This window comes from Nostoc sp. EspVER01 (genome assembly GCF_034530635.1).
Classification (GTDB): Bacteria; Cyanobacteriota; Cyanobacteriia; order Cyanobacteriales; family Nostocaceae; genus Nostoc.
Window position 1 is genome coordinate 1 of the sequence record NZ_JAVRCS010000070.1, and the last position, 13252, is coordinate 13252.

Below are 13252 nucleotides of genomic sequence, written 5' to 3' on the forward strand. Positions count from 1 at the left end.
CGGACATATTCCTTATCATTTCTTTTGTGACAGTTTCAGGTGCGGAATGTAGGATCTAAGACTTTGAAAACACGCCCTAGGTTTTTAGTGGACTTTCGCACATAACGTGAAAAGTCAGATATACAGTGGGGATGGATGGCGGTCTGATCGCTCAAGATTTATTAAACCCAGCAGAACGACGATAAAGTAACCAGATAAACAGGGGTGAACCTAGCAAGGCAGTGACGGAACCTACTGGTAGTTCTACTGCTCCTAGTCTAGAGAGTAAATCTGCAAATGTGAGTAACCATGCACCTGCAAGGGCGGAAAGTGGTAAAACAAAGCGATGATCTGTACCAACAATCAGGCGGACACCGTGAGGGACAACAAGACCAACAAATCCAACTAAGCCACTGATGCTGACTGCACCTGCGGCTAATAGAGTGGCGACACCACCAATTAATAGGCGCGATCGCGTTAACGAAAGCCCTAAACTCATAGCCAAATCATCTCCCAAAGCCAGGATGTTTAGCGATCGCGCCAGCAAGCATCCCCCGATCAATGCAACGATGATGTAAGGCCCAGTCGTAGCAATTTCTTGCCAACCCCGTCCATTAAGACTACCAACCAGAAAACTGAGCGCAATTTGAATTTGCCCATCTTCAGCTAAAAGCAGCAATGTACTTTGTACAGCACCAAATAAAGAACTCACCGCCACTCCCCCTAAAATCAACCGCTCAACGGAAATTCCCGACCCTGAACGACCGAGTAAAATAACGATCGCGGCAGTTAAAATTGCTCCTATCCATGCTGCTAAAGGAATTGCGATCGGGAATATATGGCACACAATCATCAAAATTACAAGTAGTCCTGCACCTGCTGAAATGCCCAAAATAAATGGATCGGCAAGACTATTACGTAACATTCCTTGCAGCAACGCCCCTGACATTCCCAAAGCTGCGCCGACAATAATCGCAGCCGTAATGCGTGGGAGACGTAAATCCCAGAGAATTGTCTGTTTAACGGGATCGCCTTTGTGGAGTATGGCTTGCCAAAATTCCGACATACTTAAAGGTACTGCTCCTTGAGAAAGCGACAGTGCTAGCGTTACCACCAGTGCTGTACCAAAAAGTAAAACAGCCCAAAATACGCGGTGTTCAGTAAAAATTTTCTGAAATGGTCTAGTCAAATTTTGCGATCCTTTCTCCAAAACAGTTCCGTCTGACGTTAAAAACACTCCGAGCATTTCTGAAGTGACATTACCCTAAAACTAAATTAAAAATGAGAAAATTTTGATAAAGAAATTTTGACTTTTTTACTGTGGGTCAATAATTGAACCCATAAATAAAACCCTTCCTGTCTGATTATCCCTAATGGCACAGAAAAAGGGACGTTCAACAATCATTTGGAATGGTGGGTTTATATTAATAATAGAAGATGATAATGTTATACCAACAGAAGTAACAGCAGCCGCTTCCGTGCCTTCTTCGTTCACTTCTACAAAAGTTTTATGCTTAACTTCGCTAATCTTAAGATTTTTACCCATGCCGGAAAAATTGGCTTTGTTGCTGAAAGCCTCCTCCATACCTAAACTTTTCAAGGAATCATTGAGTGTAATATCGTAATCTGTTTTGAAGCGGGGTAGGCGAATAAACCCTTTTTGTTTGCTGAACTGAGTTATCCATCTTTCCCAGTTTTCAACATTCAAGTTTTGATAGAAGGCTTTGAGATTAGAGTTCTGTTTCGGGAGGAAAATATAAAAACTGAATTTACCATCTTTGCCGTAAGGTAAACTAACTGCTTGAAATTGTTTGTTTTCATAGTATCTATAGTCACCGTTTTGTGACATCATCGGGTGTTGTTTTGGTCTGCCAGATGTCCTGTAAAAAGGGTATTGAGCAGTTTGATTTTTATCAAATTCTTGGCTCCATTTCCCTTTAAAATATATGGCATTAATCAGAAACAACACCTGATCTGGCTCGATTTTTTCAATGATCTTATTGATTTTACCATTAGTATTATCTTTGACCCAGTTATTGATAATACTAGATGCTGTGGGATCTTGAAAATTTAAATTGCTGACCTTAGCTTTATAGAAATACTGTACTCTTTGGAGAAAGTCTGGCTGAAAGCTAAAATTTTTATTTGCCCAAAGTGAGTTAGCAATATTCAGTTGCACTTTCGGATCGGAATTGTCTAAAAGCTGCTTTAATGTCGCCGCGTAAGAAGAGTTAATTTCTGATAGATTCAACCCCTGTAATTCCAGGGTTTTTGCGATCGCTAGTTGAGTTGTGCCGCTTGCGCCATTGTAGGTCATAGCTAGAGCGATCGCAACGCTCGAAGGTGAGATAAAAACATTCTTCTCACCTTTATCACCTTTTTGAACTTCTGAAAATAGTTTGAAGCCAAACTTATTGCTAGACGCAACGATTTTTGTATCAGTTTTGGCTGCCTTGTTGTGTAATAGAGTTTCTGGCTGAGGTAAGCTAGATTTGGCAAGGGCACTTTTATTACTATCGATTTGAGAATACCCTAATACACTAAATAGAACAACACTTGCAGTTGCCAGAGCATAACGTCTGCCGAGACTAACACCGTGAAGTCTTTGCATAAAATTTTCTCTTAAACTACTAAATTTATGCTTATTTATTTTACCACCTTACTTGTCAAAGATTCCCGTTCTGCGCTCAGAGTTGACGCAGATACTATGTCAATTATTAACCCTTTTATATTAATCTTGTGAGAGAATAATCTAGAATGCTTATGGAATAAGGATATTACAAAAAAACCTGATTTCAGTCGTTCTGTTAGAAAATAAACGCTCAAATTACTGTTGTATCTATAGTTCAAAAATTGGCTCTTATTTTTATTTTTCGAGAGTGGTTAAACAGGGTTAACTATTGCATTTGCTCTAATAAGTAGAACGATGTGGAAAAACCAAACTATGTTAATAAAAATTAAATAGACTTAAACCCTCTTCCCTCCTGCCTCCTGCCTTCTGCCTCCTGCCTCATCCCAACAATAAATATTCACACCGACCTACTTAAATCAAATGGAACTGTTACAAAAACTGTAACAGTCAGTTATTAGACAAAATATCAAACTTTTGTAGGGACATATGGCTGTGCATTGGTGTCAACTTAAGCCCAAACCCTTTAAAACCTCCTTTACAGCCAGAGAGGCTGGAAATACTTTTCATTGGGCTGCTAGCCACTCAGAGACTTTTGACAAGACAATCTCTAAAAGCTAGTTGTTATAGACTGGCTTAACCTTAAGTTGACACGCATGATTAGACCTGTGCCCTACGTTAGTTCCAGTCCACCTTGATAGCCAGTAACAATGCGGCCACCATCCTTGAGGATGTGGATTTCTATCTGGTCGCTAGCCCAAGTAATCTGGTCTTGGAAAGCCGGGTTTAACACCCGAACCCGTTGATTGCTAGAAGAGACTGGAGAATTGGGAGAATTAATTGCCAGAGATTGTACAAAAGGCCCGTCAATCAAAATATCGAGTTGTTCTAACAATGCTTGGGAACCTGGCGGTGCAGATTGGGACTGTAGCTGTTTAAGAGTGAACCCACTAAAAGACATTACATTTAAACCAGCAGCTTTTACCTTCCGGGCTAAAGACGCTAGTGCCGTTGCTTGCCAAAAGGGTTCTCCACCAGAGAATGTTACACCCGTGTTGCGGGGATTGCTGAGAATATTGTCGGCAAGGGCATCAACAGCAATCAATTGGTTAGGTTCAAAAGACCAGGAGTTAGTATTAAAGCAGCCAGGACACTCACGCAGACAACCTTGTACCCAGACGACTGCACGACAACCAGGGCCATTAACTTCTGATTGATCGACGTAACCCATAATATTGAGATAGCCTGGGGGAATTTCTGTGAGTGCTAGCGATGGGTCAGTTGGCTTAATTTCCATCTCTTTAACTCCTTTTAGCCATTAACTATTAAATATAGCGAATCTCCACTTATATAATCGTGACAATAGTTATATAACTAGGGATTTAATTGTTGAAGAAGAATTCAGAAGTCAGAATTCAGGAGCCAGAATGAATCTTGTAGGATTTTTGTTAAATTTATTACATAATTGCTACAAAAATAATGATGAAAATTTTCTCATCAAAGTTTCATAAAAGACTCATGTAACTTTGGGAAGCTACTTAAGTTAATATGGCATCCATTCACTGAATAACTTAGAGACATTTAACCATGAGACTGATGGTATATTCCCACGATGGCTTCGGTCTCGGTAATATTCGCAGAATGCTGGCAATCTGCACTCACTTACTTGATTCGATTCCAGGACTTTCTATTTTAGTTGTTTCTGGTTCGCCGATGCTGCACAGCTTTCGGATTCCGAAAAGACTAGATTATATTAAATTACCCTGCTTAAATCGAGACGAATCAGGTGAATTTTCTGTCAAGTATCTGGATACAGAAATTAATGAGACAGTAAAATTACGCTCAGAGTTAATTTTATCTGCGATCGCTAATTTTAAACCCAATATACTTCTAGTAGATAAAAAGCCTTATGGTATCCGTAATGAATTAAAAGCGGCTATCGAATATCTCAAAATAAAGTTGCCGGAAACTTCCCTAATTCTCCTGCTGCGCGACATTTTGGATCATCCAGATGTGACAATCCCAGAATGGCAAAAGCATAGTTACTACGAAGCAATACAAAAATTTTACGATCGCGTGCTTGTTGTTGGTAATCCCGAAATTTTCGACATTCGCCAAGAATATCAACTACCGCCAATGGTTGCCCAGAAGGTGCAGTTTTGTGGTTATATCCGCAAACAACTAGGGCGTAAAAGTCCAAATCTCATCCGTAGTGAGTTGCGATTAAATCCAGAAGAACAACTCATTTTAGTTACACCGGGTGGTGGCGAAGATGGTTACAGGTTAATTGACACATATTTATCGAGTTTGGTATTGTTACCAGCGTCCCATAAATTACGAAGCTTAATTATATGTGGCCCAGAAATGCCCCCAGAACACCAAGCTACACTGAAACTGAAAGCTGCTGTATATCCCCAAGTGCAGATAGACGAATTTACTGATGATTTAATGAGTTACATCGCCGCCGCAGATGCCGTAGTTGCAATGGGTGGCTACAACACAACTTGCGAGATTCTTTCAGTGGGTAAGCCAGCAGTAGTAGTACCCAGAATTAAGCCATCACGAGAACAGTGCATTCGTGCAGAAAATTTGGCAAATTTGGGGGTTTTAGCAGCGATTCATCCAAATGATCTGACTCCAGATATATTACTGCGATCGCTGTTACAACAACTCCAAACTCCGCAGGTTTCCCAACCGAAAATTAATCTCAATGGTTTGCCCAACATAAGCCAATACATCTCTACCTTACTAGCAAAAAAAAAGAGCGTGATTCCATTTTGCTACAACCCATCTGTACAATTACCGAAATTGGCGATGATTGCCAAAATTGTTTAATTCAAAACTAAGAAAAGTATTTATTTCATCTTCCTTTTGCCTTATTCCAACCATCCAAACTGACAAAGGTGAAACTTTCATGAAACGTATTATGTTTTACTGCCAACATATTTTAGGTATGGGGCATCTGGTTCGCAGCCGCGAAATTGTGCGAGGCTTAACCAAAGACTTCCAAGTTTGTTTTATTAATGGTGGTGAAATAATTCAAGGATTTGAAATTCCTGCTGGTGTGGAAGTTATTAATTTGCCTGCAATTAAAACTGACCCAGATTTTGCTGAACTACAAGTAGTAGATGATGCTTTTAGCCTTAATGAAGCCAAAGAAATTAGAAAAAATCGACTTTTGGAAATCTTTAAGCAATTCCAGCCTGATATTTTGATTGTTGAGTTATTTCCTTTTGGGAGAAGACGTTTTTCTTTTGAATTAATTCCATTACTAGAATTGGCAAAATCAAATAAAGGGTCAACTAAAATAGTTTCTAGCTTGCGAGACATTGTAGTTGTTAAACCTGAAAAACAAGTAAAACACGAAGAAAAAGTATGTAACTTGATCAACCAATATTTCGATATACTGTTGGTTCACAGCGACCCCGAATTAATCCCACTAGAAGCAACCTTTTCTAGAACCAATGACCTAAAATGTCAAGTATATTACACCGGATATGTAGTGCAAGAGCCACCAACAAATCCTATTTTCACTGATGAAGATCAGGAAATTATTAAATCCGACAAACCTCTGATTTTAGCCAGTGTTGGAGGTGGTAGATTTGGTCATGAGTTGCTTGAATGTGTAGTTAATACAGCCCCTTTTTTAGAGAAAATATTGCCACATCATATTCAGGTTTTTACCGGGCCATTCATCCCAAATTCAAAATTTAAGGAACTGCAAAAAATGGCAAAATTTAGTAAAAATCTCTATATTCGACGCTATACTCCTTACTTGCTAAATTACATGAAAAAAGCAGACCTTTCGATCAATATGTCTGGCTATAACACCACAATGAACATTTTAACCACAGGTGTACGAGCGATGATTCTTCCCTTTACAGGTAATCAGGATCGAGAACAAACAATTAGAGCCGAGAAGTTAAGCGATTTAGGAGTTGTCAAATTTATCAATCATAATTATTTGCAACCTGATTACCTGGCGATTAATATTATTAACTACCTCAAAGAGCAGCCTAATAAAATTAGCTTTGATTCTGGAGGAGTTGAAAAAACTGCAAACATCTTAAAAGCTTTAGTAGTCAAGCAAAAAGTTGCCTAGTTTGAGAAAGGGAGTAGGATATATTGATTTGTTATCCAAAATAAAAAATAATAGTAGATAAAATTGCAGAAAATCCAATCATGGATAAAACAAAAATTTGTATTACTACGCTTGAATATCCACCCGATTTTGGCGGGGTTGGTGAGTCGGTGCATCGGATTGCAAAGATGCTAATTGACAGAGGCTATGAAGTTCACATTGCAGTGTTTCGCTCGAAACAACGGCTAGTTTCTGATGGAAGTCGCAGACGAGTAAGTTGCATCTCAACGCTTCAAGATGGTGTGTTTGTGCATCGCATTAAGTCAGCTGTTCGTACTCAGACAACAGAAATTCAAGACTTTTTTAGCGACGTTTATTTTCAACTCAAATGTCTGCATCAAAAACATAGCTTTGACTTATTTCACGCCTTTTTTCTAAATGAAACAGGTTATGTAACGACGCTTTTAGCAAAAGAAAATGATATTCCGGTAATCAATAGTGTTCGCGGTAGCGACTTGCACAAACATATTTTTAATCCTAAAAATCATGCTCAGATAGCATGGATTTTAGAGAATTCTGATTGGGTGACATTTGTCAGCCGTGACTTACTCAAAAGAGCTAGTGTTATTACTCCAAGTGTCAAGTTAAAATCATCGGCTTTCTGGAATTCCATTGCACCTATCGACTTTGAGCAATTCCCCACCCCGTCTTTAGTTAAAGAATTGCCAGGTATTGTTATCGGTTCATCGGGTAGATTCCGAGATAAAAAGGGGATTGAATTTCTCCTCGATGCTTGCGCCGATTTGGGTAAAGAGTTAGATTTAACACTCTTATTAATAGGTGATTTTGTTGATAAAGAACAAGAATATTGGCAGCAACAAATCCAGCAAAGTGAAATTGGTCATCGCCTCCATATTACTGGAATTACCAGCCGCCAAGAGGCTTTGGCTTATTTACCACATTTAGATATTTTTGCGATTCCCTCACTGAATGAGGGTTGTCCCAATGCCCTGTTGGAAGCAATGTTGGCGAGTCGAGCAATAATTGGCACTCGTGTAGATGCGATCGCAGAAATCATAGAAGATGGTGTAGACGGTTTACTTATCAACCCCGGCAGTACCGAAGAATTAATTGCTGCAATCCGATATTTGGCAACACAACCAGAACTGCGGCAAAAGTTGGGTGCATCAGCTAAGACAAAAGTAACTCAACAGCTTGCCCCATCGGTAGAATATCAAAACTGGATGAATGTTTACCAACGAGTCTTAGGGATATCTGATGCAGGTTTGTTAGGCGAAATATATCTCGTATAGAAAACATTAAGTCGCTTCGCTTTGAATTTAAAATTCAACATTAACCATGAACAAATCACAAATCACAATAATTGTTTCGCAACGTGAGCGATTCAGTTACACCTGCGAATCTTTAGAAAGCATTTACGAACACACTCAATTACCTTTTTCCCTAATTTATATCGATGGCGGTTCACCTCAGCATATCCAACGCTACCTTCAAGAACAAGCCGCAGCAAAAGGATTTCAATTAATCCGCACAGAACATTACCTTTCACCCAACCAAGCGCGTAACTTTGGTTTACAACAAGTTAATAGCGAGTATTTAGTATTTATTGACAACGATGTAATTGTCAGTCCAGGTTGGCTCAACTCCTTACTTGAATGTGCTAAAGAAACAAAAGCGACTGTAGTCTGTCCGCTTACTTGCATTGGCAAGCCTTTGGGGGAAATAATACATTTAGCAGGTGGTGAAGCTCATATTGTTGTCGAGCCACAAGAAACTGGAATTAAGCGACGGGTGCATGAAAAACATTACTTTGTAAATCGGAAAGTTGCTGAGGTACGGCATCAGCTTCATCGTCAACAATGCGAGTTTGCCGAGTTTCACTGTATGTTAGTTCGCACCGAAATTTTTGAGCAAATCGGGCTGTTAGATGAGGGATTTCTAAGCACACGAGAACACATCGATTTTTCTCTAAAAGTGGCTGAAGCCAGAGGTACATTTTACTGTGAACCGACTTCGGTAGTTACTTATGTACCAGGGCTAAAGTTTGAATTGTCAGAACTAGCATTCTTTATGTTGCGCTGGAGTAATGCTTGGGAAATTGCCAGTTTAAAACACTTTTCTAAAAAGTGGAATTTGACAATGAATGACAAGTATTTCAAGAAGCGCTATAAGCGGATGGGGCATCGTCGCCATCAGGGATTTTTAAAACCGTTGCTAAGTCGTCTCACCTTTGGGCAAAATCCCCTGTGGCTGGAGAAAATAGCGATCGCTCTTGAAAGAAAATTAAATTACTACATTAGCGATCGCTATACTCATAATTCGTAATTCGTAAGGTTTTGGAGAATTGGTTGGTATGATATGGCGCATCGAGATCCCAAAAGTCTGAGGGCTGCTTTACCAGGAATTGTGCGGATTTTGCAGCAGTTTTCGCCCCAGTTGAGCAAACAAAAGGCGCTGCTAATCGTATCCTTTGTGGCACTAATAGCTGAGATTTTCTTACACCTGCTGGAACCTTGGCCGCTAAAGTTTATTTTTGATTACATCCTTGTAGCTGGTTTTCAGTCTCAGTCTTTAGGTATTCCCCTACTTTCAGAACTTAGCCCGTTTGCCCTATTAACAGGCTTGACGTTAGGGTTAGTTGCGATCGCTTTACTTCGCGCTACTGCTGCTTACTTCAGTGTGGTGGGGATGGCACTGGCAGCTAGTAATGTGTTAACTGAGATTCGCTCTCAACTTTACAGTCATCTCCAAAATCTTTCTTTATCATTTCACCACAAAGCCAAGACCGGCGATTTAATTACCCGCGTTACCTCCGATATTGAACGACTGCGGGAGGTGACGGTAATGGCAGTATTACCCTTAATTGCCCATTCCCTCACCTTAGCCGGGATGATTTTTGTCATGTTCTGGCTGAATTGGGAACTAGCGCTGATTGCTGTCGCCGTGTTTCCCTTATTTATTTTCTTCACCACCCGCTTGACAAAACGCATCCGGCAAGTAGTGCGATCGCAACGTCAACGCGAAGGGGCAATGGCGGCAACGGCGGCGGAATCCATCGGGGCAATCAAAGTTGTGCAAGCTCTTTCTCTGCAAAATATGCTGGAGAGTAACTTTTCCGGTCATAATCGCCAAAGTTTAAAAGAAAGTGCCAAGGCGCAAAAACTCGCAGCCGGTTTAGAACGGATGGTGGAACTGCTGGTAGGAATTGCCACTGCTTTAGTGTTATGGCGGGGTGTGCAGTTGGTATTGGCAAAGGCAATTACACCTGGGGATTTGCTCGTATTTGTCAACTATCTCAGGATTGCTTTTAAGCCGATGCGGCAACTTGCCAAATACACCGGACAAATCGCTAAAGCTACCGCTTCCGGGGAGCGTATTTTGGATGTGCTGGATACAGTACCCGAAATCCGCGATTCGCGGAGAGCAATGGATGCACCGCCTTTGTTGGGAAGGGTGCGGTTTGAAAATGTCACCTTTGCCTACGAACCAACCAAGAGAACTTTACACAACATCAACTTTGAGGTGCAACCTGGTCAACACGTCGCCTTAGTGGGGCCGTCTGGTGGCGGTAAATCCACCTTAGTAAGTTTGTTGTTGCGACTTTATGACCCCTTAGAAGGGCGGATTTTAGTTGATGGTCACGACCTGCGCGCATACAAAGTGCAGTCTATTCGCCAGCAAATTAGCGTGGTGTTACAAGACAGCATTTTATTTGCTGCCAGCGTTAAAGATAATATTGCTTACGGGTGTTTGGGGGCTTCAGACCAAGCAATTGAACAAGCTGCACGTTTAGCAAATGCCCACGATTTTATCATGGCGCTACCCGAAGGCTACGAGACTATTTTGAGTGAGAGAGGGGCGACACTTTCGGGAGGACAACGGCAGAGAATTTCTATTGCTCGTGCTGCTATTCGTCAAGCTGCGATCGCAATTTTAGATGAGCCAACCACTGGTTTAGACAACGAAAATGAACACGCCGTCAATGAAGCACTCGATCGCTTGACTCAAAAATGCACCACTTTTGTAGTTTCTCATAATCTTAGAGCCGTTGAACAAGCCGATTTAATTCTCTACATCGAAGACGGACAGATTTTAGAGCAAGGTACGCATCAAGAATTACTGCGCTTAGGTGGACATTACAGCGCAATGTATACCTGGAAATCTGCGGGAAATTCCCATGAGAGTCCTCATGTAGAGACGCGATAAATCGCGTCTTTAAAGACCAATTATCTACACCAATAACTCTTAAATGAACTTTGTACAATAGACCTGCCTTGAAAATAAGGCAGGAGGAAAAGACATTTTGGGGTTGCATATTTGCGGGATGATTTTACTATTTTTGTGGGATGGGCAACATGAGCGTCCCTTGTATTTCCGGGCGGGCAGGATGCCCACCCCACAAGAATCATCCCTTAATTCAGCAACACCGACATTTTCATTGTTCCTTGTGAGCGCAGCTCATGGAGTCTCTTGCAAAAGTCCCTAACACCCCACCCCCAACCCCTCCCCGCAAGCGGGGAGGGGAGCGTTTGCGTTAGCAAATGCGGGGTGGGGTTCTTTATTTTTTATTTATGCAAGAGACCCCATGAGCTGCGCTCACAAGGAACAATGAAAATGTCTTTTCCTCCTGCCTCCTGCCTTCTGCCTCCTGCCTTATTTTTAAGGCAGGTCTAATGGCATCGAGACTATTACGGTAAATCAAAAATATATCCTACTCATAGCAATAGTCTCAATACCAGAATTGGTAATTACTTCAGAAAATAGTCAATCTATATTTACCGCGTTCCTGTGGATTTTTGGAAGTAATAACTATATAGTATGTATCATCTTCAGGCAACCTCGCTCGGTCAATTAAAGCACTGTAGACACCACTTTTGTCTTTGTCTTTATCGATTGCGATCGTCTGTCCTTTAGAATTTAGCAAAGCTACATAAGGAGAAAACTCTTCATCAACACTATCTACCCGAATACTTATCAGTTGATTTTTTTTACCTTGAAAATTAGAAACATTGTAAGCGCCTCCATTTTGTTTCAAGGTTGAGCTTTTGGCAGTTAGTTGGTCTGATTCATCTAAAGTATAGCTAGCTCTATCATTCCTCAGAGCCAAACTATAGCGACCTGTATCTTGAGGATCTTGACTAGTAACAGCAATCTTGTAAATGCCATTCTTAGGCAGTCGCGCAAAAATAAATGCATCATCGCCACCACTGCTTTTATCCAAAGCGCCTTTTTTGACAATAATATTGTTATCAGGATCGTGCAGAAACAACAAGGGTTTTAAACTCAAGTTATTCGATCTGCGTGTATCATTACTGCCAATCAGTCTAATTTGAACTAATTGATTTTCTCTGCCCTCAAACTCATAGAAATGAAAATATCTCCCTTCAGATTGAAAGTCACTCTTACTTAAAATACCTAATGCAACATCTACAAAGTTAATCTCTTTGTAAGTTGGTGTTGCAGGTGAAGAAATCGCTGAATTATCGAGATTTTGGTTCCCAGTTGTAGCGACATTAGAACTTGGCTTGCGAACTCTCCTGGAGCCACCATTAGAACGATTGGCGTTTGAATTTGCAGTTCTAGTTCCAGAGGATCTAGATGCACCACCACCATTGGAACGATTAGAATTGGAGTTAGAATTCCTACGTCTAGATGCTCTAGGAGTAGAGCTATTATCTGAAACCCTGGAAGTTCGTCGCTGAGAACTTTCTCTATTAGACGATGCACGAGGAGTCTGCTGTATTGGTGACTCAATAGATATCTTCCGTCTTGGAGATATTGATGCCTGAGAAGCAGGAATTTGCTCAATTCCTTTTTTGACTGCTTCTGGTTGTCTCTCATCTGGTGATTTAGCAATTATGAATTCTTGAGAACTGTGAGATTTCACCAAAGCACTTATAGGCAGCACATTACTTGTGATTAACAAACTACTACTCACGCAACCAATTAAAACATTACTTAATTTGCGACGATAGTTTTTGTTGTCTAATAGCATAATTACACTCCTAATTTTGCTGATAATTTTGTCTCTTCCTGAAAGACAAAATTAATACTAGTTGCTGTTTTAAGCACAGCAGTGATTTAAATTGAAAGGGGAATTTAGCGTATATACCTTAGCGGCTTGCTAAAGGCATCGCCTGTAATCCAATGAATTCGTATATCCTACATACCCAAATATTGACCACAATCAAATCGGAAAAATTATATTTTCAATTTAGACTACTAGAGGAAATCTCAATTCCGTAGGTATATACTGAGCTACAAACTTAAATTGCTGCTTTTCGGAATTTTGCCCAGATATTTTTGTAAACCTGACTAAATTGCTCACACAGATGTAATACACAAGCAGACCTAATACCATTTCACGAAAAATCTGATACAGATTTAACCCCTGAAAGCTTTGCTGCATCTAAGTTTTTTAATTGCGAATTGCGAATTGTGAATTGGTATAACGCCCATCAATTCGTCAAAAGGCATAGCTCAAACACAAAAGTGTTGAATGTTAAGAGAAATCCGATAAAAACAGCCCAAAATATGTTAAA

The 13252-nt window shown here is 40.4% G+C and carries 9 protein-coding genes; 5 read left to right on the forward strand and 4 right to left on the reverse strand.

Annotation, left to right across the window (positions count from 1 at the left end):
* Positions 1-151: 151 nt before the first annotated feature.
* The 3 genes from RMX69_RS28915 to RMX69_RS28925 form a co-directional block, all read right to left on the reverse strand.
* Positions 152-1168: an iron ABC transporter permease gene (locus RMX69_RS28915; protein WP_322639489.1), complete on the reverse strand. Its 1017-nt coding sequence runs from the start codon at positions 1166-1168 to the stop codon at positions 152-154.
* Between the two features lie 126 nt (positions 1169-1294).
* The gene (locus RMX69_RS28920; protein WP_322639484.1) at positions 1295-2590 is read right to left on the reverse strand and encodes a serpin family protein; all 1296 of its coding nucleotides are present in this window, start codon (positions 2588-2590) and stop codon (positions 1295-1297) included.
* A 691-nt stretch (positions 2591-3281) separates the two neighbouring features.
* On the reverse strand, positions 3282-3905 hold the full coding sequence (locus tag RMX69_RS28925) for a 4Fe-4S single cluster domain-containing protein (protein ID WP_322639485.1): 624 nt from the start codon (positions 3903-3905) through the stop codon (positions 3282-3284).
* Positions 3906-4195: 290 nt separating this feature from the next.
* Here RMX69_RS28925 and RMX69_RS28930 point away from each other — a divergent pair, with 290 nt between their 5' ends.
* From RMX69_RS28930 to RMX69_RS28950, 5 genes are all read left to right on the forward strand, one after another.
* Positions 4196-5443, forward strand: a complete 1248-nt coding sequence (locus RMX69_RS28930) for a glycosyltransferase family protein (protein ID WP_322639486.1) — start codon at positions 4196-4198, stop codon at positions 5441-5443.
* 79 nt (positions 5444-5522) lie between these two features.
* Positions 5523-6710: a glycosyltransferase family protein gene (locus RMX69_RS28935; protein ID WP_289797467.1), complete on the forward strand. Its 1188-nt coding sequence runs from the start codon at positions 5523-5525 to the stop codon at positions 6708-6710.
* 80 nt (positions 6711-6790) lie between these two features.
* Positions 6791-8002 carry a glycosyltransferase gene (locus RMX69_RS28940; RefSeq protein ID WP_322639487.1) on the forward strand — a complete coding sequence of 404 codons (1212 nt, stop codon included), beginning with the start codon at positions 6791-6793 and terminating at the stop codon, positions 8000-8002.
* 46 nt (positions 8003-8048) lie between these two features.
* Positions 8049-9035 carry a glycosyltransferase family 2 protein gene (locus tag RMX69_RS28945; RefSeq protein WP_289797465.1) on the forward strand — a complete coding sequence of 329 codons (987 nt, stop codon included), beginning with the start codon at positions 8049-8051 and terminating at the stop codon, positions 9033-9035.
* A 33-nt stretch (positions 9036-9068) separates the two neighbouring features.
* Positions 9069-10916 (forward strand): ABC transporter ATP-binding protein, encoded by a 1848-nt coding sequence (locus RMX69_RS28950; RefSeq protein WP_322639488.1) that lies wholly within the window; start codon positions 9069-9071, stop codon positions 10914-10916.
* A gap of 547 nt (positions 10917-11463) precedes the next feature.
* On the opposite strand, the gene RMX69_RS28955 is transcribed toward RMX69_RS28950, so the two are convergent.
* Entirely contained in the window at positions 11464-12705 is a 1242-nt protein-coding gene (locus RMX69_RS28955; RefSeq protein WP_289797463.1) for a peptidase, read from the reverse strand.
* Positions 12706-13252 lie beyond the last annotated feature (547 nt).

Excerpts from the sequence above, each read along its gene's own strand:
- RMX69_RS28920 (WP_322639484.1), bottom strand. The coding sequence starts at position 2,590 with ATGCAAAGACTTCACGGTGTTAGTCTCGGCAGACGTTATGCTCTGGCA.
- RMX69_RS28925 (WP_322639485.1), bottom strand. The coding sequence starts at position 3,905 with ATGGAAATTAAGCCAACTGACCCATCGCTAGCACTCACAGAAATTCCC.
- RMX69_RS28930 (WP_322639486.1), top strand. The coding sequence starts at position 4,196 with ATGAGACTGATGGTATATTCCCACGATGGCTTCGGTCTCGGTAATATT.
- RMX69_RS28935 (WP_289797467.1), top strand. The coding sequence starts at position 5,523 with ATGAAACGTATTATGTTTTACTGCCAACATATTTTAGGTATGGGGCAT.
- RMX69_RS28940 (WP_322639487.1), top strand. The coding sequence starts at position 6,791 with ATGGATAAAACAAAAATTTGTATTACTACGCTTGAATATCCACCCGAT.
- RMX69_RS28945 (WP_289797465.1), top strand. The coding sequence starts at position 8,049 with ATGAACAAATCACAAATCACAATAATTGTTTCGCAACGTGAGCGATTC.
- RMX69_RS28950 (WP_322639488.1), top strand. The coding sequence starts at position 9,069 with ATGGCGCATCGAGATCCCAAAAGTCTGAGGGCTGCTTTACCAGGAATT.
- RMX69_RS28955 (WP_289797463.1), bottom strand. The coding sequence starts at position 12,705 with ATGCTATTAGACAACAAAAACTATCGTCGCAAATTAAGTAATGTTTTA.